Source organism: Acinetobacter sp. YH12120 (assembly GCF_013418795.1).
GTDB lineage: Bacteria > Pseudomonadota > Gammaproteobacteria > Pseudomonadales > Moraxellaceae > Acinetobacter > Acinetobacter towneri.
The window spans coordinates 58494-80104 of record NZ_VPBI01000003.1 but is presented as its reverse complement, the minus strand read 5'-3'; the positions used below and the strand labels follow the sequence as shown (position 1 = coordinate 80104).

The window sequence follows — 21611 nt, the reverse complement described above, 5'->3', positions numbered from 1 at the left end:
TTAACCGTTATTTTGCTTCTCTTTGATCTCTGCCAAAGTTTTGCAGTCAATACATAACGTTGCCGTTGGGCGTGCTTCTAAACGACGCAGACCAATTTCGATACCACAAGTTTCACAGAAACCATAGTCATCGTTTTTAATCGCTTCAATGGATTGTTCAATTTTACGAATCAATTTACGTTCACGGTCACGGGTACGTAATTCAATCGCAAATTCTTCTTCTTGTGTCGCGCGGTCATTCACATCAGGCAAAGCGGTATTTTCGTCTTGCATGGTGTTGAGTGTACGATCTACTTCTGACATTAACTCTTCTTTCCACGCCATTAAAATTTGACGGAAATGTTCGAGTTGTCCTTCAGACATGTATTCTTCATTTTTTTTAGGCTGATAAGGTGCAATACCAAATAAGCTAGCTGTAGAACCACCCTCTAAAGCCTTTGGCTTTGCCTTACGCACGCGTTTTGTAGCTTTTTCTTCTACAAGATCTGTTTGTTCGTCCAAGACTTGATTTTGGTTGTCATTCGCCATGTAGGGCATTCCTCATCATATGCGTAAGATTCATACGCGAAAAATATGGTGATATGCAAGTGTTTTTATCCACTCCCAAAGAACAATATTCGATCTTCGGGGGACGTCATCATATAGACTTTTTTTGATTATGGATAGTCTTTGATGTTTGGATGTGTTATCGCATTTTTTCGTTGAAGGCATAAAGTAAAGCAAAAAAAATAAAATGGAAAGTTAATAACCTGAAATTTCAAAATTTATTTGTTGTGTGACATGCTCAACCCGATGCACTTGGGTGCTAAAACTGCCATCTGCATTCAAATGTAACACACGGTAACCCGGTGCCTCAGGCCCAAGCGCAAAGTGCTGGCTATGTGGTTTAAATTGCACGCAGGTCGAAGGCGTAGAGTAAAATTGAATCCCTTGCCATTCATTTAATGAGTCTTGATGCACATGCCCACACAGCACCAATTTGACATTGTTGTGGCGTGCCAATACATCAATTAAGGCTTCGGTATTTTTAAGTTTGTGCTGATCTATCCAGTGCGATTGCATATCAAAAGGATGGTGATGACAGGCAATAATCACCTGCTGCTGCGCATGTTGCTGTAAAAGCTGATCTAACTGCTGTAATTGTGCTGCGTCCATCCAGCCATCAATCCGACCTTTAACCGCAGTATTCAGTAAAATGACACTCCAATTGCCCAACTCAATTGCATGAACTTGATTGGACTGTAAATGGAATGGAAAAACCGCGGCATCATCATGATTGCCCGGAATCTGGAAATGCGGCGTATTCAAAGTCTGCATAAACTGCAAATAACGCTGATAGGTTTCAGCAACAGGGATTTGTGCTAAATCGCCTGTATGGAAAATAGCATCGAGCTGCGGATATTGCTGTTGAATATCGTGCATTACCGCGTGAAAGCTGCGTTCAGGATTCATGTGCACAAACTCTAAATCTTCCTGATTCATGAGGTGCGTATCTGAAATTTGTACAATTGTCCAGCGTTGCTGGTGATTGTTTGAGAATAAAGTCATGCCTGACCCCTTAGACATCCTTCACGGTTTTAATTTGTTGTTGTAACCATTGCAATGCCATGATGACAGGTGCGTTTTTTAGCCGACCATTGGTCAGCAAGTTTGGAATTTCCTGATAATCAAGAATGTGTAATTGAATATTCTCTCCTTCATCTGGCATACCAAACACGCCACCTTCCTGTGGTAACGTGGTGCTCGCACTATATAAGTGGAACAATTCTGCGCATGCACCCGCAGATGGATAAAAACTGAATAAATGTTGTAATTCTTTTAATTCACAGCCCGATTCTTCCAAAGCTTCACGACGAATGCAACTTTCAGGTGATTCATTGCCATCTAGCACGCCTGCAATCACTTCGAGTTGCCAAGGCGAGTCGCAATCATCAATTGCACCAATACGGAATTGTTCAATCAGGGCAAATTTTTGTTGTGGTGCATCATAAATGAGTACCCCAGCCGCTTCAGGGCGTTGAATGAGTTCACGCTGAAGGACTGGGGTATATGTAGTTTGATTAAACAAGCGATGGCTCAGGCTGACTTTTTCAACCTGAATAAAACCACGATACAGGTATTCACGTTGGTGAATCTGTGCATCGTGTTGTCCATAAGTTGCTTGTTGAATAATCTTCATAAATTCTCATCAGGATGAGCAAAGCATAATTTCATCCTAACTGAGATTTTATTGAATACAAACGCTTTTTAAACAAATTAGAGCTTATGGTATAATTTTTGACCATGTTCCTGATAAGCGGTTTTCATGGCTTTGAGACCTGATTCGACCTCTGCATCTACTTGCTCCGTTTTGTTCGCAGCATTTTGATTTTGTGCATAATCTCTCACGTTTTGCGTGATTTTCATCGAACAGAACTTTGGTCCGCACATTGAACAGAAGTGTGCAGATTTATGCGCTTCTTTTGGCATGGTTTCATCATGCATGCTGCGTGCGGTATCTGGGTCAAGGCTCAGGTTAAACTGATCTTCCCAGCGGAATTCAAAACGTGCTTTAGATAAGGCATTGTCACGTGCTTGCGCGCCCGGATGTCCTTTGGCAAGGTCAGCCGCATGTGCTGCAATTTTATAGGTGATGATGCCGTCTTTGACGTCTTTTTTGTTCGGTAAGCCTAAGTGCTCTTTAGGTGTCACATAGCACAACATTGCAGTACCGTACCAACCAATCATCGCTGCACCAATTGCAGAAGTAATATGGTCATAACCTGGTGCAATATCCGTGGTTAATGGGCCGAGTGTATAGAATGGTGCTTCTTTACAGACTTCAAGTTGCAAGTCCATATTTTCTTTGACCATGTGCATTGGTACGTGCCCCGGGCCTTCAATCATCACTTGCACATCATGTTCCCAAGCGCGGTGAGTCAATTCACCCAAAGTTCGCAGTTCGCTGAATTGTGCTTCATCGTTGGCATCTTGAATACAACCCGGACGTAAACCATCACCTAAGCTGAACGATACATCGTAAGCTTTCATGATTTCGCAGATTTCATCAAAGTGTGTGTAAAGGAAGTTTTCTTCATGATGCGCCAAACACCATTGCGCCATGATTGAACCGCCACGCGATACAATACCTGTTAAGCGATTGGCCGTGAGTGGTACATAACGCAATAACACGCCTGCGTGAATGGTGAAGTAATCCACACCTTGTTCAGCCTGTTCAATCAGCGTGTCTTTAAAGATTTCCCAAGTGAGGTCTTCGGCAATGCCGTTTACTTTTTCTAGTGCCTGATAAATAGGTACAGTACCAATTGGCACAGGCGAGTTGCGGATAATCCATTCACGGGTTTCATGGATGTTTTTACCTGTCGATAAATCCATGATGGTATCTGCGCCCCAACGGGTCGCCCAAGTCATTTTCGCGACTTCTTCATCAATACTTGAACCCAGTGCCGAGTTACCAATATTGGCATTGATTTTGACCAAGAAGTTGCGACCAATAATCATTGGCTCACATTCTGGGTGGTTAATGTTGGCAGGAATAATTGCACGGCCTTCAGCCACTTCCTGACGTACAAATTCAGGCGTGATTTCAGTTAAGTTTTTAGCCCCAAAGTTTTGCCCTGGATGCTGACGCATATCGACACCTTCGCGTTGGCGTTGGTTTTCACGAATGGCGATATATTCCATTTCAGGGGTAATGATGCCTTGTTTGGCATAGTGCATTTGGGTGACGTTTTTACCCGCTTTGGCACGACGCGGCTTTTGAATATGGGCAAAACGAATCTCTGCAGTACGAATATCGCGTAAACGCTCTTGACCAAAGGCTGAGCTGAGGGTTTCTAGTTTTTCGGTGTCTTGGCGCTCTTCAATCCAGCTGTCGCGGATGTTCGGCAAGCCTTTGTTCAGATTAATTTCAACATTTGGATCGGTATATACACCTGAAGTGTCATACACCATGAGCGGTGGATTGTGCTCACCGCCTAAACCTGTTGGAGTGTCGGTCAGTTCAATTTCACGCATTGGCACCTGAATGTCTGGGCGTGAGCCTTGAATATAGACTTTTTTCGATGCAGGCAAAATGCGGGTTAAATCTTTGGCATCTTGCTCGTGTTGAGCAGAAATGTCAGCAGGGGATAGATTCGTTAATTGGTTCATTGCAATGATCCTGAAGAATGAAATCAACGAATCAAGCACGACCAAAAACATTGCAATTGAGTTGTTGAAACTTTAATAGTTCAACATTAACCGTGTGGCGGGGTTTTTAGGTGGCTTGATTCCTACGCAGGTTTTAACCTGATCAGGTTCAACGGTACTTGGGTTTAAATCTGTGTTGCAGACCTTTGGGCAAACAACAAAGAATGGACACAATCTCAGCGAGGAATTACTCGCGCTCCGTCAAGCTGTATAAATAGTAGCACGTTGTTGGTATAAAAGCAGGCTTCGCGCGGCTTTTATTCTTTGATGCCTAATGACAAGTATTTGAGCTTTAAGCGACTTTGGATAATTAGCGAGTAATACAAACGGCATCACTAAAACAATCGCGTTTTGCATGGATGGAGATGTTCTTTAAATTTAAATATTGATGCAACTGTGCATGTACTAAAGCATCATCGCCATATTCACGCTGTTCACGTGCAGTGGGCTGTGCTGCAATTTCAGTGAGTCGTTGTTCACTGCTCATGTGTAAAAAGGCAAGGAATTTACGCGCTTGCTGTGCTAAGGGAGATTTTTGCAACTTTGCCAGTTTTTTAATTTCAAATAATACGGCAGGTTGGATACTGTATTCATCGACATAATCCTGAGAAACAGGACTGTTGACTGTGCCTTTAAACAGCAGCAAGGCATACACTTCGGCTAGATAACGTGCATCCCGTATAAAGTGACTTTTAGGATAACGCTGCACGTAATCTTCCCAAAATAAGGCGCGTTCTGCCAAATCGGCAGCATCAAGGGTGAGTCCACCATCACGCAAGCTGTGCTGCATATTGTCATTGGCCATTCTTTCAATAAAAATCTGCTCGGCATCGGGCATGTAAGGCGCAAAAATAATGGCTAAGTATTGTGGGCTACGACGATAAACCAACTGTGCTTCACCTGCATCGTATAGCTCTAAATAGGCTTGTCCCTTATGTTTCAATAAATATTGATCACGCAAGGCAAAGTTTTCAAAATGACTTTGCTGAATGGTCGGATGCTGTGCCATATCAAAAGCGTGTTGGTCAAAGGCAGCTTGTTCTGCAGCGCTGCGTTCTACATGCAAAAAGCGTTGATACATTTGGGTCGAAAGATTGAGTAAATTTAATTGCTCATTTAAAGGTAGCAACGGTAGGCAAACTTTTAAATCCTGATTAATTTGTTCTAGCGCAAACGTGGTGCGGGTATTGTCAATTTGCTGCATATTGTGCTGAATGTTTTCACACATTTGGGTCAAATCTACAGGTTCGCTGGCACTGGCCTGTACCTTTGGTGGTTCAGCTACGGGAGGCGTATCTGAATTTTGGCAGGCGAGCAAATACAGACAACTGCCAAGCAGTAGGGCAAGTTTACTGGCGCGAAGAAATTTAACCATTACAGCAATTCAACATGAGTATTCATTCATCATCTAGTGCCTTCATTTAGGCACTATGGATTCCAAAAATTCAAAATGAGTCATTCATACCAAAATTCTAAATTTAAAATATCCGCTGTGAGGCACACGGTTTTAGAAGCTTGGGTCGAAGGACGAGGGGAGAGCTTGCATTGTAAAGTCAAAGCCACGGAGTAAATTGTAGTATTCTGCTAGAGTTTGGTTACATGCCTGTGAGTAAGTACCACTTTATGCAGCGATTGTTAGCACGTGTATGGCTTTGCTTAATTATTGCAATGAATTGAAATAATATGAAAAATTATCAAAATTAATGAAAATCATACGAAAAAAATGCAAATTCGCTTTAGTATGGGCGGTGTAAAAATACATTGCAGTAGGATTGACGAAATTACAGAGTGGGTTGATCGAAAAATAATGAAAAAAATGATGTTAGTGACATGCTTATGTTGGATGAGTTCAAGCGCTTTTGCTTTGGATTTAATGCAAGCCTATCAGCGTGCTCAAAATAGCGATCCGACTTGGCGCGCACAGCAATTACAATATCAGGCCGATCAATTAAATTTAGGGCTTGCGCAAGGCAATTTACTGCCAACTGTGACTCTGTCGGGCAATATCACCCGTAAAAGTCAGGAAATGAGTCGAGTCAATATTGCCAGTTCCTCGCCAGAGCTTTTAAGCAGTTCATCTTCAACTTCACGTCAAGTCGCGTTAACAGCACGTCAGCCTTTATTTCGTTGGGATGCTTGGCAAGCCCTGAAACAAGTCAAAACCTCGTTAAGCCTGAGTGAAGTCACCTTACGTTTACAACAACAGCAACATATTTTGAATGTATCAGAAGCGTATTTTAATGTGCTGAGACAGCAGTCTTTAACAACAGCATATTTACAAGAAGAAAAAGCTTTGTTGGAACAGCTCAATATGATGAATGCCAAACTGCGTGAAGGTTTGGTGGCTAAAAGTGAAGTCAGTGAAGCCAATGCGCAATATCAAAATGCACGAGCGAACAGGATTGGAACACATGTGCAGTTGGTTTTGGCACAAGAGCAGTTGGCACAATTGATTGGGCCATATCAAGAAAGTTTGGCAGTTTTGCGAGATGACTTTCAATTTCAAAAACCTGTGCCTGAAAGTTTAGAGGCATGGTCGCAATTGGCACAAACTCAAAATTTGGCTATTCAACAGGCACGTTTGCAGCGACAATATGCCGAAGATGCACGTCGGGTTGAACAAGCAGCACGTTATCCGCAGGTAGAAGCTGTGGGCAGTTATGGTTATGCCAAACAAAGCCCAGAAAGTATCATGTCGCCCGATGGTCAGTTCGACCAGGTCGGGATTGAAATGAACTGGAATGTGTTTAGCGGTGGGCGGGTCAATAAAAATGTGCAAAAAGCAGTGGTTTTGGTACAAAAATCTGAAGCCGAGCTAGATGCAGCAATCCGTAAAGCCAATACCGATGTGAAACAGGCATATTTACAAGTCGAAACTGATCAAGCCAAATTGCAGGCGCGACAGGCTGCAATGAGTTCAGCAGATTTAGTGGCACGAGCATCCAAAGCGCAATATCAGGAAGGTTTAAAAACCATGGTGGATGTACTGTTGGCACAGCGTAACGCCTTTTCTGCCAAGCAGGATTATCTCAATGCACAGTATGACTATTTGAAGCATGTGTTACAGTTGAAAGCAGCCGTTGGGCAATTGACTGAACAAGATGTGCAGGAAATGAATGCTTGGTTGATTCGGAAAGCCATATAGGGTCTGTTGACATTTCATAAATGGCTTGCGCTGTAGGCTAAAACTGAGCAGATCAGGCATGAAACGCAGGGAATAGCGAGACTATTGCCAAGTTTCATAACGCAATCTGAGAAAGTTTTAGCCACATGAGCAAGAACAAAGCGTTGCTTTGTTTGCTGCGCAAGGGGGCGAGCATATTTTTGCTACTATTGCTTTATGAGTCAGTCATTTAGAATGACTAAATTTCCTGTCCCATGCCTTATATCAGCTAAAAAATATGCGTTGCCGCAAACATAGACGAAATGTCAACAGACCCAAGTCATTTTGTCATCTGAATGGCTTATGCTGTTTAAAGACAGAAACGATCAGACTTGAGAGTTTGGTGAGAAAATGTCATAAAAACGTCATCATTGCTGTGCTTTAATATTCAATCATTGCGTCAGTCTATCCTTTTGTTGTGGAGTGTATTCCTTGAGTACGAATAATCCTGTGTTAAGTCACCATATTTCTTCTCAGTTCAATGAAGATTTGCAGGATGTAAATACCAAATTTATGGCCATGGGTGGTTTGGTAGAGCAGCAGGTTGCCAACTCGATTCACGCACTCTTGGATACCGATGCAGCCTTGGCGGTAGAAGTTCAGTTCCAAGACAATGTTGTCAATCGCATGGAAACCGAAATTGATGAAGCCTTAACGTTGATTTTGGCGCGTCGTCATCCAGCCGCAATTGATTTGCGTATGGTGATTGCCATGTCTAAAGCCAATACTGACTTAGAGCGTATTGGTGATGAAGCTGCAAAAATTGCCCGTATTGCCCAAAACTTATGTGAAGAAGGTGGTTCGCCACGCGGCTATATGGAAACACGTCATATTGGTAACCAAGTGCGTGTCATGATTCACGATGCACTGGATGCTTTTGCACGTTTAGATGTCGATCAAGCACTGCGTGTTTTACTTGCCGATGCCGATATTGACCGTGAATATCAATCTGCAACACGTACTCTAATGACGTATATGATTGAAGATCCGCGTCATATTTCACGTGTGATTAATGTGATGTGGGTGTTACGTTCATTAGAGCGTATTGGTGACCACGCACGAAATATTTCAGAACAAGTGATTTATATGGTCAAAGGTTTTGACGTACGTCATACCAGCGTCAAAGAAATTGAAGAAAAAGTACAGGAACGCTAAGTTCAGCTTTTTTGAATATTCAGCCTCATCTAATGATGGGGCTTTTTTATGGCTTGAAACAGCCGAAATTTTGGATAAAAAAAATCTCAGACTTTGGGGGAAATCTGAGATTGAAATCGGGGATATTTATTATAGTGAGAGATAATTGCTTATCTCCTTGAAAATAAGTATAGGAAAATCACACTCAAGAATCATGTGGTTTATTGTAGTGGAATGTAGCGTTTTATATACAAATGTATTTTTAAATTACATTATTTTTAGTGTGATTATTTTTAAAACTATTGTCTTTAAAATCAATAATTAATATATTTTTGAGTGCTTTACTGTGACTATGAGTTATATGACTTCAGTCGAAAAATAAAAATAGGAAATTAGCTTAATTTTTTGAATCTATTTTCATTTATTTAAAACATTGTTGCGGCAACTCATAATCACAAATGGCATAAAAAAAGAGCCTTCATAAAGACTCTTTTAATTGTAAAATAAACAAGGTTTGAATTTTCCAAAATGAAAAAACAGTACTTGGATTAGTTTTGAGGTTTTAAGCCTTCTGCGACTTCCAAACTGGCATCATTGTTGAGAAACTTCTCACGTTGTTCTTCCAAAAACTTTTTCGCTTCAGGTTCAAACACATTTAAACGCTTTTCATTAATGAGCGTAGTTTGGTGTTTGAGCCATTCCTGCCAAGCCTGTTTAGATACCGTTTCAAGTAATTCTTGACCTTTGGCACCCGGAAAAGGAGCGAAATCCATCGCTTCCATGTCGGTTTGATATTTACGACAAAATACTTGTTTAGACATCTCTCACTTCCTGATTATGCATAAAGTTGAGCAAGACGTGTTTGAGCACGTTCAATTGCCGCTGCAACTTGTGCAGGCGCTGTACCGCCAATATGATCACGTGCATTTACAGAGGCTTCAAGGGTCAGTGCTTTTTCAAATACATCAGCTTGAATTAAATCTGAGAATTGTTGTAATTGCGCTAAGCTCAGTTCAGACAGGTCTTTACCTTCTTGAACACCCAAGGCTACGGCTTTACCTACAATTTCATGCGCATCACGGAAGGCCACGCCATTTTTTACCAAGTAATCGGCAAGGTCGGTTGCGGTAGAGAAACCACGCAATGCTGCTTCACGCATTTCTGCAATATTTGGTACTAAGGCAGGAATCATGTCGGCAAATGCCATGAGTGAGCCACGTACGGTATCAATTGCATCAAATAAAGGTTCTTTGTCTTCTTGGTTGTCTTTGTTGTAAGCCAAAGGCTGACCTTTCATTAGGGTTAATAGGCTCATTAAATCGCCATAGACACGACCAGTTTTACCACGCACCAATTCAGGTACGTCTGGGTTTTTCTTCTGCGGCATAATGGATGAGCCTGTGCAGAAACGGTCTGGAATATTCACAAACTTAAATTGTGCCGATGTCCATAAAATCAGCTCTTCAGACATGCGTGACAAGTGCATCATAATTAACGATGCAGCAGCGTTAAACTCAATTCCGAAATCACGGTCTGATACAGCATCTAGCGAGTTTTCAGATACGGCTTCAAAGCCCAATAATTCTGCGGTAAAAGCGCGGTCAATTGGGTAAGTGGTACCTGCCAAAGCGGCAGAACCTAAAGGCATACGATTAACACGTTTGCGGCAGTCAATTAAACGCTCAGAGTCACGTACCAACATTTCAAACCACGCCATAAGGTGATGACCAAAAGTCACAGGCTGTGCGGTTTGTAAATGAGTAAAACCAGGCATAATGGTGTGGGTGTTTTTGGCTGCCAAGCTTAAAATGCCGTGTTGTAATTTTTTTAATAATTCTAAAATGGCATCAATTTCGTCACGGACATACAAACGAATATCGGTTGCCACCTGGTCGTTACGGCTACGACCTGTATGTAATTTTTTACCTGTAATGCCAATACGTTGAGTAAGGCGTGATTCGATGTTCATGTGGACATCTTCAAGGTCAATACGCCATTCAAATTGACCTGCTTCAATTTCAGCCTGAATGGTATTTAAACCTTGGATAATATCGTCACGCTCTTCAGTCGTAAGTACGCCTACTTTGGCAAGCATCGTTGCATGTGCAATTGAGCCAGCAATATCTTGTTTATAAAAGCGTTGGTCAAATTGAACAGATGCTGTAAATTCAGCAACAAAAGCATCAGTCGCTTCAGAGAAACGACCGCCCCACATACCCGAAGTTTGGGCTTGTGACGGATTTGAGGAATTAGAAGATGTGGTCATATCGGCTCAATAAAGTAAAAAGCGGTGATTTGGACAAGAGTATAACAAATTCAGATTCACTTGCCGAAGAACAAGCCAATCAAACTTATGCTGATACGCAGGCAGAGCAACATGAGCTGTATTTTTTTACGAAAATAGGACGTTGGCAATATCTAATTGAATTATTTATTGGCAGTAATGCCTTGGCAATGGTTTTGGCACTGGCTGAAGCACAAGGTTGGCACGGCTTAAGTTTTGCTCGGGTGCTGCAATACGTGCTCTATATCAATTGGGTGGTGTTGTGTTTTGCGGCCTTGGTGGAGTTTTTTCAGGCGCGTTTTTTACGCATGGGCTTGAGTTTATCTTTTTTGGTCAGTTTTTTGCTGCTGCAAGGCATCGTGTTGCTGACCACGCTCAGTTTAAATACCTTGTTGCATTTTGGGCAAAACTTTCATCTACAGCAGTTTGGTATAGATGATCTGTTACAAGGTGTCGGACTGCATTTGAGTTATGGCGTGCTATTGGGTGCGTTTTGCTTTCGTTATATCTATGTCCGAGAACAAGCTATTCAGCAGCGGCATAGTGAATTACAAGCGCGGGTACATGCCATGCAGGCGCGTATTCACCCACATTTTTTATTCAACAGCCTCAATAATGTGATTAGTCTCATTGCCATAGATCCCGATAAAGCCGAGCAAATGTTGCTCAATTTGTCGCGTTTATTTCGTGCCAGTTTGCAAGAATTAAAACTGGTTAGCCTGAAAGATGAGATCGAACTTTGCCAGCGATATTTAGACATAGAACAAATTCGTTTGGGTGATCGGTTGGCGGTAGAATGGAAAATTGAACAACCGCAACTGCTCAGTCAGGTACAAATTCCGTTATTAACTTTACAACCCTTGCTAGAAAATAGTATTTTTCATGGAGTTGAAAAAGTTTTAGCAAAGAGTACGATAAGTATATTGATCGAAATATTGCAAAACCAAGTCAATATTGTCATTACAAATCCGTATGTCAGCGATAAAATAAATTTAAGATCTGGACATGGGATTGCACTGCAAAACGTGGAACAGCGCTTAAAAGCGTATTATGGGCGCAGTGTTACTTTCAAAAATTATGCGGGGAATGGTATGTACACGACGGTGTTGCAATATCGCTATAAATAAAAAAACTTGTGATTGTTCTGATTTTTCTTAACTTGATAAAAATAAAGTATTCAACTGAAAAGGAGGGGAAATGGACATCCTAATTTGTGATGATGAGCCTCTGGCAAGAGAGCGATTATCACGTTTGGTCACTCAACTGGGGCATCATGTGGTGGCAACGGCAGCTCATGGGCAACAGGCGATTGAACTGGCGGATGAACATCAGCCGGATGTCATATTATTAGATATTCAAATGCCGGGAATGGATGGTTTAAGTTGCGCTCAACATTTGCGTGAGCTTGACCCAATGCCAGCCATTGTGTTTTGTACCGCCTACGATGAACATGCACTCGAGGCATTTAAGTCCAATGCGGAAGGCTATTTGTTAAAACCTATTATGCAACAGGAATTGCAACAGGTTTTAGATCATTTAACAAAACTCACGCAAGCGCAGATGAGTCATTTAAAACAAAAAGAAAATATGGACGAATTAAAAATAAAACGTCACCAAATTGCTGCGAAAACTTATCGTGGTGTAGAGTTGGTGCCTATAGAAAATATCTATTATTTTTTAGCCGATCAGAAATATGTCACGGTGCGTCATAAAAATGGCAGTGTCTTGATTGATGAAACGCTGAAAGATTTAGAAACCGAATTTGGTGATCAGTTTATTCGGATTCACCGAAATGCCTTGGTCTCGATTCAGTTTTTGGAGGGGCTAGAAGTGGTCAATTCAGGACAGTATCAGGTACGTTGCCGCGAGCTAGATGAGCGTTTGGCTGTTAGTCGACGACATTTGCCTTTATTGCGAGAACGCATCCAAAAACTCTAATTGATCAGCCTCATCGCAGATGAATACGCAACAGATTGATAAATCGGCAAAGAAATAGACTTGCATTTTTAGGGGATCAGGTTAAGTTTAGATGAACTTATTTATCTTGCTTAGCCACTATGATGAAAACCCTGAAAATTGCAACTCGACAAAGCCCGCTTGCGTTATGGCAGGCTGAACACATTCGTGCCCGTTTAGAGGCGATGCATGCCGATTTAACTGTTGAGTTGGTGACCTTTGTCACACAGGGCGATAAAATTTTAGATACCCCATTGGCAAAAATTGGGGGGAAGGGCTTATTTGTCAAAGAATTAGAAGCCGCTTTAATGGATGGGCGTGCCGATTTAGCCGTACATTCTATGAAAGATGTACCCATGGCATTGCCTGAAGGTCTGAGCTTGGCGGTCATTTGTGAGCGTGAAGACCCACTCGATGCCTTTGTGTCGAATCACTATGCCAGTTTTGCAGATTTACCACAGGGCGCTAAAGTTGGAACCTCAAGCTTGCGCCGTAAATGCCAAATTTTAAAAGCACGTCCAGATTTAGAGATTATTGATTTACGTGGCAATGTGGGTACGCGCTTGTCTAAGCTAGATGATGGTCAGTATGACGCGATTATTTTAGCCAGTGCAGGATTAAAGCGTTTGGGCTTGGCAGAGCGTATTCGTCATACCATTCAGCCTGATGTGAGCTTACCTGCCGTTGGGCAAGGGGCTTTGGGTCTGGAATGTCGTAGCCAAGATCAGGCGGTGTTGGATTTAATTTTGCCGTTAATGCATGCCGAAACCAATGTCTGTGTACGTGCCGAACGTGCTTTTAATGCCTACTTGGAAGGCGGTTGTCAGGTGCCAATTGCAGGCTACGCAACTTTGCAGAATGGTCAGTTGCAGATTGAAGGTCGTGTTGGTAGTGTCGATGGGCAAACCATTCTTAAAGCTGTGCAATTTGGCGCACCTGAACAGGCTGAAATGCTAGGTGAAGAATTGGCAAAAGCTTTATTGGCACAGGGTGCGGGCGAATTACTCAAAGCCCTGTATCAATAATTCATATTGCACCAGAAGCCCATGCTCTTCATTAATACCCGACCTCAAGATCGTGCAGAGGCCTTAACTCAGGCTTTGCAACAACAGCATATTGAGGTCATTGATTTGCCCTTGTTGCAGCTTTCTGCACAGCCGTGGTCGGAGCAACTGGCTAATTTATATGCCCAGTTGCCTCACACGCATATTATTGTGGTGGTTAGTCCGACTGCTGTCGATATTGGGATGCAATATTTAGCCCGAAGCCAAATATCATTGCAGGATTTGCAGCATATACGTTGGGTGGCTGTGGGCGAAAAAACTGCAGAAGTTTTACGTGGATATGGTCTTTACAGCGAAGTCCCGCAGGTTGAAACTTCCGAAGGGATGCTGAGTTTGCCGTGTTTGCAAAATTTGAAAGTCGGCACACACATTGCCTTTTGGCGTGGCGAGGGCGGACGGCAATTTATGATGCAAACACTGCTTGATCAGGGGATGCAGATCCATAATTTTGTATTGTATCGGCGGGAGTGTCCTGCCAGTTCTATTGAAAAAATGCAGGCAGTACGCGCACGTTTAATACAATCTTCAGAATTTATCATGATGATTAGCAGTGAAGCCAGTTGGTTAAACTGGCTAAGCTTAATTCAGCGGGATTTCGATCTACTGAACAAAGGTCATTATTGGGTATTGGGTGATCGTTTAGAGAAAATTTTGCTCGATTATCAAACGCAGCATCATACAAAATATAACGTATTCAAGTTGACCCATTTAAAAACAGAATTAATATTGCAGCAAATGATGCGCATGCAAGGAAAACTATGAAAAAACTGGTTGTGATAGTGGTGTTGATCGCTTTGGTCTGGATCGTCAAATTAAGTTTTGATGTGATGCAAATTTCAGCGCAACAACAGCAACTCAGTCAAAGTTTGCATCTTGCAGAAAAAACCAATGCCAATTTAAATGATCAGTTGGTGGCTTTGCAGCGCCGTAATTATACCCAAGATGCGCCAGAACAGTCCGCAGTATCCAGCGCTGTGCAGCAAGAAGATGCGATTCAACCAGTAGATATGGTGGCGCAGCAATTGGACTTGGTGGAATTTTCCTTACAACAACAACAGTTTCACTATGCGACTGAAAAGCTAGCTCATTTAGACCGTGAGTTAAACGAATATGCTTTAGCTCCTGCTTTGAAACAAAGTTTGCACCAAGTTGTTCAGCAAGATCAGAAACAAATTCAACAATTTATAACAACACGTGATGCGCAATATCAACAAGTAAGTCAGTTATTGCAGCAATTAGATCAACAATTAAAACAGCAAGCTCAACAACCTGAGCTGAACCCTGCCGATGTCGATGATCGTTATTTTTGGCAAAAATGGCTGAGTATTGAATCTGCCAAGCAACCTGCGACACAGTTGATGCAGCGCCAGATTATTTTAAAAGAAGCACAATTGCGTCTATTGCTGGCTCGACAAATCTTTATACAAGGTCAATATGTGCAATATCAACAAGAAGTGAATGACATTATTCAGTTATTACAACAATTGCCTGATCAGAAAGCACAACAATTGGTTCAGCAATTAGAAAAAATTAAAAACTTAAATATCGTTCCAACGCCGAGTTTAAAAACACGTGCTTTATTGGGGGCGGTATAAATGAAACAGATTTTACTCGCCTATGTGGTGGTCAGTATTGTACTGGTCGCTTTGCTGAGCGTACTGAGTTATGGGTATGGTTCAGGCTATGTTTATGTGTATTGGCGCGAATGGCAATTACAAACCAATATTTGGTTGTTGTTGTTCTTTTTCTTGTCGATCAGTGTTTCGCTACAAATTTTATGGTTGTTGTTAAAGCGCTATTTTAGCCGTGAACAGCGTAAGGTTGAAACAGTATTTAACTTTAAAAATCTGCATCCTTATGAGCAATTGGCGGTCATTTGGTTGCTAGATGCTGCAGAAGATCAACACCAGTTTATTCGACAGGTGTTTGCCCAGTCAGGTTTGCTCAAAGGAGTGATGGAAGCACGTATGCACTCCATCCAACAGCAATATCCGCAAGCGTTGGCTGCCTTAAATCAAAGCAGTGCCATGGCGTTTGAGTTGGCAGAAATACAGCGTATTGAAATTTATTTAGCGCAGCAACAACCTGAACAAGCTTTGACGCATTTAGAGTTTTTGAATCAGCACGAATTATCGCCGTGGTTATTTAAAGTCAAAACGGCTTATCAAAAACGTTTAATTGCCTTGTGGGGCGAATTTGCCACGCAATATCCTTGGCATTATTTACGTTCGACCAAATACGGGCATTTAGATGCAGACACCAAGCAAAAGTGGCTGACTGAGTTATTAACCCAATTTGAGCAGGCTGATGCAGAAAATTTACAGGCTTTGCAGCAGCGTTATAGTGATTTAAGTGAGCAGATTTTCAGTCAGTCTTATGCCATTCAGGTGTTGTGGTTGAAGTTATTGTCGCGTCTGCCTGATTTGGCCGCACAACATGAACGTCTTGCGGTACAGATGTTGAGTGAACAGTTTAATCAGGAAGTGTTTTATTTATGGTTCCAACAGCAGTTGTTAAAACAACAACCTGATTATGCCAAAATTGAAAAGCAAATAAATCTGTGGGAACAGAAATACCCTGCATTACCTGTATTTAGTTTTGCCAAATGGCATATTTTTACAGCAACAGCGCGTTATTCAGAAGCCGAGCAATTACTGGATTTATATCCTGAACACGTATTAATGAGTTATTTAAGAGTTAAATCTAATTTAAAAGATCAGCCTGAATTATTAAAACAGTTAAATTTAATCTTTGAAAATAATTCTAATTTTGTCGAAATTAAAATTTAAGGGTGAGTTGTGTTAACACTAGCAGATTATCCAATTGTTTTTGAGCAGCGTGTTGCATGGGGAGATATGGATGCTTTTGGGCATGTCAATAATGTGATCTATTACCGTTATATTGAAAGTGCGCGTTTATATTATTTAGACCATTTAAAAATTTTACAGCAAGATGTTTTGACTGTGATTGCCTCAAATCAGTGCAAATATATACGTCCTGTGGTTTATCCTGATATTTTAAAAATTGGCGTTCGGGTAGAAGAATTGCGTAATAGTGCCATGCGTATGCATTATTTAATCCACAGTGAAGCACAGCAAATGGTGGTGGCAGAGGCAGATGCGGTGATTGTATGTGTAGATCGCGTCAATATGCAAAAAACCTTAATCCCTGAAAATGTACGCGCGGGTATTCATAAAATAGAAAAAACCGTACCGCATATTCTTGATTAAATCTTAATAATCAGTTCATAATATGTCCGACTGTTATTTATATGTAGAGTAGTAGATTTTTTATTGACGCTTCGGTTTGATAAAAATAGAATGAATCTGCTTAATTTAATAACTGAATATAAAAAGCATAGTTTTTGGAGTAAGTATGATGCCTGATATTAGCAATTTGTCTGTAGAACAGTTAAAGCGTTTACAAGCTGAAGCGGAAGCATTAATTGCCACGAAAAAAGATCAAGCAATTGAAGATGCCTATAATCAAATTTTAGCGATTGCAGACAATTTGGGTTTAAGCATTGAGCAGATTTTGGAAGTTGGCGAAAGCAAGCGTAAGAAAAGCCCACGTAAAACTGTAGCGCCACGTTATCGTAGCAAAATCAATTCTACAGATACTTGGACTGGTCGTGGTAAAAAACCACGCTGGTTAGTCGCTGAATTAGAAAAAGGTGCAAAACTTGAAGATTTTCTAATCTAAGCTTCATCAATTTGTCATTGATTTGACTTAGAGTTCAAAAACCAAGCAATACGGCTTGGTTTTTTTATCTGTATCAATTGGCGACGCCGAAAAAGTGTGCATAATGTGTGAGTGTTATAAAAAGTCATTCATAGAAAAATTAGTAAGGTTGGTCGTGGTGGCATGATAAAGAAACCCAAATACATCACGTGGTGGATTTTCGCCCTCATTGCATCTTTGTTTTTTGTGTTATTACAAATTCCAGCAGCGTGGTTAATTTCAAAATTTTATAAAAATAATCAGACCTTACATAATGTGAGTGGCAATATCTGGAAGGGGCAAGCCGATTGGCATAAGGGACAGTTACGTGGTTCTTTAAGTTGGAATACACGTCCTTTAGATTTAGTTTTATTGCGTGTCGCTGCCGATGTTGAAGTACACAGTGGTAATACTAAACTCGAAGGCATTGTTGGCTATCGTTTTGGTAGCGTCTTGGTGCAATCTTTAGATGGGCAAGTTGCGCCAGAAACCTTAAAAAGTATTGTGGATTGGCAGTGGCCAAGTAATGCGATTCAACTCAAAGACATTCATTTGAATTTTAAAAAACAGCAAGGCTTCACCAAAGCCAAAGGACAACTGCAGTGGGCGGGTGGCGAATTGCTGTATCGTTTTGCTCAACGCCAAGACCGTATGAATATCCCTGCGTTAAAAGGCAGTTTGTCCGATGAAAATGGCAAACTGTTATTTGATATTCGCGATCAACGTGAACAAAAAATGCTGAATATTGCGCTTGATCAAAGCTTGATGCTAGATGTGCAACTCACGCAACGCTTATTGATGAATATCGCCTCTTATGAAGGCAAAGCGGGCTTAGATACCTATGTGATCAGCACTCGCCAACCTCTATTAAAAGGAGGTTTCTAATGCGTACACTCTCTGAACGATTGGGGAATTTGCACTGGAAGCAGTTTGATCGTGCTGCGCCAGTATTTTTAGCTTTTTTGATTTTGTATCTGTGTTGGAAACTGGCGAGTTTATTTTGGTGGGTTGTTGCGCCGCCCCAAGTCATGCAAATTGATCGGGTGGAGTTGGGTTCACAGCAACCACAAATCCCGAATATTACCTCCTTTGCATTGTTTCAAGAACTTGGGCGCAGCAACACTGCCGATGATCAATTAAATATGACTTTGCAAGGTGTAGTGGTTGGGCAGCCGAGTCAGTTTTCTTCTGCGGTCATTAAAGTGAATGAGGTGGCAGAGCGTTACCGTGTGGGTGATGTGATTGATTTGAGTCAGTACCAATTGGCAGAAGTCTACTGGGATCGGGTGATTTTACGTCATAGCAGTGGCGCGACGCGTGAAGTATTGTTTAAAGGTATTGAAAATGGTTTAAATCAACCTATCGCACCTTTAATTCCAAGTGGTAATCAAGCTCCTGTAACTGCACCTACGCAGTCCGCACAACCGAATAATGCCATTGGACAGGCAGTGCAGCGCATACAGGAAGATCGCGAACAATACTTAAAAGAGATGGGTGTTGAAGCAAATACGGGCAATGGTTATGAAGTGACTACACGTACGCCAGCCGCTTTAAGAAATAAACTGGGTTTACAGCCAGGTGACCGTATTTTGTCTTTAAATGGGCAAAACGTCGGGCAAGGACAAAGCGATGCACAATTGCTTGAACAGGCACGTCGTGAAGGTCAAGTGAAATTAGAAATAAAACGTGGTGATCAAGTGATGACCATACAACAAAATTTTTAAATGGATCGGCATCGTAACTACATGCAGAGACATATTTAGGGTTAGGAAACACAGTAGATTATGGCTTTATTGAATTATGAGCGTCCATTTTGGGCATTACTGGCTGCTGCACCGCTTGTTGCAATGGTGAGTACTGCAAGTCATGCGCAAACCTGGAAAATTAATTTACGTGATGCGGACTTAACTGCATTTATTAATGAAGTGGCCGATATTACGGGCAAGAACTTTGCAGTCGATCCGCGTGTGCGTGGCAATGTCACGGTGATTTCCAACAAAGCCCTGAATAAAAATGAAGTCTATGACCTGTTTTTAGGCGTATTGAATGTGAATGGTGTGGTGGCAATACCATCAGGCAATACCATTCGCCTTGTACCTGACAGCAATGTAAAAAGCTCAGGCATTCCCTATGATGGTCGTCAAAATGCGCGTGGTGACCAAATTGTAACGCGAGTGATTTGGCTAGAAAATACCAATGCCAATGACCTGATTCCTGCTTTACGTCCGCTCATGCCGCAGTTTGCGCATTTGTCTGCGGTCGGGGGCACCAATGCTCTAATCGTGTCTGATCGTGCCAGTAACATTTATCAGTTAGAAAGCATTATTCGTAACCTAGATGGTACGGGGCAAAATGACATTGAAGCGATTAGCCTGCAATCCAGTCAAGCCGAAGAAGTCATTGGCTTGCTTGAGTCGATGAGTTCGACAGGGGCAGCGAAAGATGTTAAAGGTTCGCGTGTGCGTATTGTGGCGGACAACCGTACCAATCGTATTATCATCAAAGGCGATACCGCAACACGTAAACGCATTCGTCAAATGATTGAAATGATGGATGTGCCTGCGGCAGATCGTTTGGGTGGTTTGAAGGTTTTTCGCTTGAAATATGCCAGTGCACAGAATTTAGCAGAAATATTGCAAGGTCTGGTTTCAGGACAGGCGGTGAGCAGCAGCTCTAATGCAAATAGCAACAGTAACAACAACAGTGCTAGTAATTTAAGCAGCACCAATAACAACACAGGTAATTCATCGACTATTTCCACCCCAAGTATTAATTTGGGTGGCAGCTCGAATAGCAACAATCAAAACAACATCACCAGTTTTAATGGTAATGGTGTCAGTATTATTGCCGATGGCTCGCAAAATGCTTTGGTGGTCAAAGCCGATCCGCAGTTGATGCGTGAAATTGAATCGGCCATTCAGCAACTAGATACCCGTCGTCAACAAGTGTTGATTGAAGCTGCGATTATAGAAGTGGAAGGTACCGATGCCGACCAATTGGGTGTGCAGTGGGCATTGGGTGATTTAAGCAGCGGTATTGGTCTAATTAATTTTGACAATATTGGTGCAAGTTTAAAAAATGTTGCTGCAGGCTATTTAACTGGTGGTGCAGCAGGCGCAGGCAGTGCGATTGGTGCAGGTACGTCATTGGTGTTGGGTGATTATCGTGAAGGTCGTGATGGTTCACGCAAGCTATATGGTGCGATGATTCAGGCCTTGAAGGAAAAAACCAAATCCAATTTATTGTCTACGCCATCTATTGTGACCATGGACAATGAAGAAGCCTATATTGTGGTTGGTGAAAACGTTCCTTTTGTAACAGGTTCATTATCTACCAATGGTGGTGTGGCAAATCCGTATACCACTATTGAACGTAAAGATGTCGGGGTTACTTTAAAAGTCGTGCCACATATTGGTGAAGGCGGAACACTACGCTTGGAAGTTGAACAAGAAGTGTCAGATGTCAAAGCCAATAAAGGTCAGGCGCAGGATTTAGTCACCAGCAAACGCGCTATTAAAACTTCTATTTTGGCCGAGCACGGACAAACCATTGTCTTAGGTGGCTTAATTTCTGATAACTCGGTTTATAGTCGTCAGGCTGTGCCAGGTTTGGGTGCTATTCCAGGGTTGGGGCGTTTATTCCGTTCCGATGGTCAATCTAATCAAAAACGTAATTTATTGATTTTTATTCACCCAACCATTGTGGGAGATAGTCAGGATATTCGCCGTATTTCGCAGCAGCGTTATAGCCAATTGTATAGCCTTCAGTTGGCAATGGATGCCGATGGTAGCTTTGCTAAACTGCCTGAGAATGTTAGCGATGTTTATCAGCAGCGTTTGCCTGTATCTCGAGTTGCGCCGCAAACAGGAACTTATCAAACCTTACCATCAGCAGTGTCTGCAAACCGCACAGCAACGGTGGTGAGCACCCCTGTTGCGATTGAGCCTGCGGTACAGCGCCAAAACGTAGTTTTGCCGCAGCAGGAAGTCAGCAAAACTAAAAATACAGTCACTACGACCACAATTCGCGCTACACCTTAATCGTATCCTGCGCAGATTGTGGTTGAGGGCATGTTATGATGTCGCCAAATCACACGAGA

At 41.9% G+C, this 21611-nt stretch carries 20 protein-coding genes and 1 riboswitch; of the genes, 13 read left to right on the top strand and 7 right to left on the bottom strand.

Annotated elements, in window-relative coordinates; genetic code table 11:
- From dksA to FTU58_RS03330, 5 genes are all read right to left on the bottom strand, one after another.
- Nucleotides 1–528: an RNA polymerase-binding protein DksA gene (dksA, locus tag FTU58_RS03350; RefSeq protein ID WP_004975725.1), complete on the bottom strand. Its 528-nt coding sequence runs from the start codon at nt 526–528 to the stop codon at nt 1–3.
- 213 nt (nt 529–741) lie between these two features.
- Complete coding sequence (gene cpdA, locus FTU58_RS03345; protein ID WP_004975727.1) at nt 742–1548, bottom strand: 3',5'-cyclic-AMP phosphodiesterase; 807 nt, start codon at nt 1546–1548, stop codon at nt 742–744.
- 10 nt (nt 1549–1558) lie between these two features.
- Nucleotides 1559–2179: an NUDIX domain-containing protein gene (locus FTU58_RS03340; RefSeq protein ID WP_004975729.1), complete on the bottom strand. Its 621-nt coding sequence runs from the start codon at nt 2177–2179 to the stop codon at nt 1559–1561.
- A gap of 77 nt (nt 2180–2256) precedes the next feature.
- On the bottom strand, nt 2257–4152 hold the full coding sequence (gene thiC / locus FTU58_RS03335; protein WP_179988993.1) for a phosphomethylpyrimidine synthase ThiC: 1896 nt from the start codon (nt 4150–4152) through the stop codon (nt 2257–2259).
- A gap of 102 nt (nt 4153–4254) precedes the next feature.
- A riboswitch (TPP riboswitch) is annotated at nt 4255–4402 on the bottom strand.
- Nucleotides 4403–4501: 99 nt separating this feature from the next.
- Nucleotides 4502–5566: a hypothetical protein gene (locus tag FTU58_RS03330; protein WP_004975731.1), complete on the bottom strand. Its 1065-nt coding sequence runs from the start codon at nt 5564–5566 to the stop codon at nt 4502–4504.
- A gap of 432 nt (nt 5567–5998) precedes the next feature.
- Here FTU58_RS03330 and FTU58_RS03325 point away from each other — a divergent pair, with 432 nt between their 5' ends.
- Nucleotides 5999–7336: a TolC family outer membrane protein gene (locus FTU58_RS03325; protein WP_180062041.1), complete on the top strand. Its 1338-nt coding sequence runs from the start codon at nt 5999–6001 to the stop codon at nt 7334–7336.
- Between the two features lie 450 nt (nt 7337–7786).
- Entirely contained in the window at nt 7787–8509 is a 723-nt protein-coding gene (gene phoU, locus FTU58_RS03320) for a phosphate signaling complex protein PhoU (RefSeq protein ID WP_004975736.1), read from the top strand.
- Between the two features lie 527 nt (nt 8510–9036).
- Here the strand turns inward: phoU and FTU58_RS03315 are convergent.
- Nucleotides 9037–9309 (bottom strand): oxidative damage protection protein, encoded by a 273-nt coding sequence (locus FTU58_RS03315; RefSeq protein ID WP_004975738.1) that lies wholly within the window; start codon nt 9307–9309, stop codon nt 9037–9039.
- Between the two features lie 14 nt (nt 9310–9323).
- On the bottom strand, nt 9324–10754 hold the full coding sequence (gene argH / locus FTU58_RS03310) for an argininosuccinate lyase (RefSeq protein WP_180060483.1): 1431 nt from the start codon (nt 10752–10754) through the stop codon (nt 9324–9326).
- Between argH and FTU58_RS03305 the strand changes: the two genes are divergently transcribed.
- The 11 genes from FTU58_RS03305 to gspD all read left to right on the top strand — a co-directional run bounded on the left by FTU58_RS03305 (nt 10745) and on the right by gspD (nt 21552).
- Nucleotides 10745–11899: a sensor histidine kinase gene (locus FTU58_RS03305; RefSeq protein WP_180062040.1), complete on the top strand. Its 1155-nt coding sequence runs from the start codon at nt 10745–10747 to the stop codon at nt 11897–11899. The two genes, argH and FTU58_RS03305, sit on opposite strands and share 10 nt — an antisense overlap.
- Nucleotides 11900–11969: 70 nt before the next feature.
- Entirely contained in the window at nt 11970–12710 is a 741-nt protein-coding gene (locus tag FTU58_RS03300; protein WP_004975743.1) for a LytTR family DNA-binding domain-containing protein, read from the top strand.
- A 122-nt stretch (nt 12711–12832) separates the two neighbouring features.
- Complete coding sequence (gene hemC, locus FTU58_RS03295) at nt 12833–13753, top strand: hydroxymethylbilane synthase (RefSeq protein ID WP_096901970.1); 921 nt, start codon at nt 12833–12835, stop codon at nt 13751–13753.
- A 21-nt stretch (nt 13754–13774) separates the two neighbouring features.
- On the top strand, nt 13775–14554 hold the full coding sequence (locus FTU58_RS03290) for a uroporphyrinogen-III synthase (RefSeq protein ID WP_004975746.1): 780 nt from the start codon (nt 13775–13777) through the stop codon (nt 14552–14554).
- Nucleotides 14551–15387 (top strand): hypothetical protein, encoded by an 837-nt coding sequence (locus FTU58_RS03285; RefSeq protein WP_004975747.1) that lies wholly within the window; start codon nt 14551–14553, stop codon nt 15385–15387. The genes FTU58_RS03290 and FTU58_RS03285 overlap by 4 nt, the downstream gene beginning before the upstream one ends.
- Nucleotides 15388–16581 (top strand): heme biosynthesis protein HemY, encoded by a 1194-nt coding sequence (locus tag FTU58_RS03280; protein WP_180037701.1) that lies wholly within the window; start codon nt 15388–15390, stop codon nt 16579–16581.
- Between the two features lie 9 nt (nt 16582–16590).
- Nucleotides 16591–17022, top strand: a complete 432-nt coding sequence (locus FTU58_RS03275; RefSeq protein ID WP_004975749.1) for a thioesterase family protein — start codon at nt 16591–16593, stop codon at nt 17020–17022.
- Nucleotides 17023–17167: 145 nt separating this feature from the next.
- The gene (locus FTU58_RS03270) at nt 17168–17494 is read left to right on the top strand and encodes an H-NS family nucleoid-associated regulatory protein (protein WP_004975751.1); all 327 of its coding nucleotides are present in this window, start codon (nt 17168–17170) and stop codon (nt 17492–17494) included.
- Between the two features lie 162 nt (nt 17495–17656).
- On the top strand, nt 17657–18397 hold the full coding sequence (gspN, locus tag FTU58_RS03265; RefSeq protein ID WP_180062039.1) for a type II secretion system protein N: 741 nt from the start codon (nt 17657–17659) through the stop codon (nt 18395–18397).
- On the top strand, nt 18397–19236 hold the full coding sequence (locus FTU58_RS03260; protein WP_004975757.1) for a type II secretion system protein N: 840 nt from the start codon (nt 18397–18399) through the stop codon (nt 19234–19236). The genes gspN and FTU58_RS03260 overlap by 1 nt, the downstream gene beginning before the upstream one ends.
- 60 nt (nt 19237–19296) lie before the next feature.
- Nucleotides 19297–21552 carry a type II secretion system secretin GspD gene (gene gspD / locus FTU58_RS03255; protein ID WP_131260972.1) on the top strand — a complete coding sequence of 752 codons (2256 nt, stop codon included), beginning with the start codon at nt 19297–19299 and terminating at the stop codon, nt 21550–21552.
- The last annotated feature ends 59 nt before the right edge of the window (nt 21553–21611 follow it).

What these genes read in the sequence shown, in the direction of transcription:
- dksA (WP_004975725.1), bottom strand. Translation starts at nt 528, where the DNA reads ATGGCGAATGACAACCAAAATCAAGTCTTGGACGAACAAACAGATCTT.
- cpdA (WP_004975727.1), bottom strand. Translation starts at nt 1,548, where the DNA reads ATGACTTTATTCTCAAACAATCACCAGCAACGCTGGACAATTGTACAA.
- FTU58_RS03340 (WP_004975729.1), bottom strand. Translation starts at nt 2,179, where the DNA reads ATGAAGATTATTCAACAAGCAACTTATGGACAACACGATGCACAGATT.
- thiC (WP_179988993.1), bottom strand. Translation starts at nt 4,152, where the DNA reads ATGAACCAATTAACGAATCTATCCCCTGCTGACATTTCTGCTCAACAC.
- FTU58_RS03330 (WP_004975731.1), bottom strand. Translation starts at nt 5,566, where the DNA reads ATGGTTAAATTTCTTCGCGCCAGTAAACTTGCCCTACTGCTTGGCAGT.
- FTU58_RS03325 (WP_180062041.1), top strand. Translation starts at nt 5,999, where the DNA reads ATGAAAAAAATGATGTTAGTGACATGCTTATGTTGGATGAGTTCAAGC.
- FTU58_RS03315 (WP_004975738.1), bottom strand. Translation starts at nt 9,309, where the DNA reads ATGTCTAAACAAGTATTTTGTCGTAAATATCAAACCGACATGGAAGCG.
- FTU58_RS03305 (WP_180062040.1), top strand. Translation starts at nt 10,745, where the DNA reads ATGTGGTCATATCGGCTCAATAAAGTAAAAAGCGGTGATTTGGACAAG.
- argH (WP_180060483.1), bottom strand. Translation starts at nt 10,754, where the DNA reads ATGACCACATCTTCTAATTCCTCAAATCCGTCACAAGCCCAAACTTCG.
- FTU58_RS03300 (WP_004975743.1), top strand. Translation starts at nt 11,970, where the DNA reads ATGGACATCCTAATTTGTGATGATGAGCCTCTGGCAAGAGAGCGATTA.
- hemC (WP_096901970.1), top strand. Translation starts at nt 12,833, where the DNA reads ATGAAAACCCTGAAAATTGCAACTCGACAAAGCCCGCTTGCGTTATGG.
- FTU58_RS03290 (WP_004975746.1), top strand. Translation starts at nt 13,775, where the DNA reads ATGCTCTTCATTAATACCCGACCTCAAGATCGTGCAGAGGCCTTAACT.
- FTU58_RS03285 (WP_004975747.1), top strand. Translation starts at nt 14,551, where the DNA reads ATGAAAAAACTGGTTGTGATAGTGGTGTTGATCGCTTTGGTCTGGATC.
- FTU58_RS03280 (WP_180037701.1), top strand. Translation starts at nt 15,388, where the DNA reads ATGAAACAGATTTTACTCGCCTATGTGGTGGTCAGTATTGTACTGGTC.
- FTU58_RS03270 (WP_004975751.1), top strand. Translation starts at nt 17,168, where the DNA reads ATGATGCCTGATATTAGCAATTTGTCTGTAGAACAGTTAAAGCGTTTA.
- gspN (WP_180062039.1), top strand. Translation starts at nt 17,657, where the DNA reads ATGATAAAGAAACCCAAATACATCACGTGGTGGATTTTCGCCCTCATT.
- FTU58_RS03260 (WP_004975757.1), top strand. Translation starts at nt 18,397, where the DNA reads ATGCGTACACTCTCTGAACGATTGGGGAATTTGCACTGGAAGCAGTTT.
- gspD (WP_131260972.1), top strand. Translation starts at nt 19,297, where the DNA reads ATGGCTTTATTGAATTATGAGCGTCCATTTTGGGCATTACTGGCTGCT.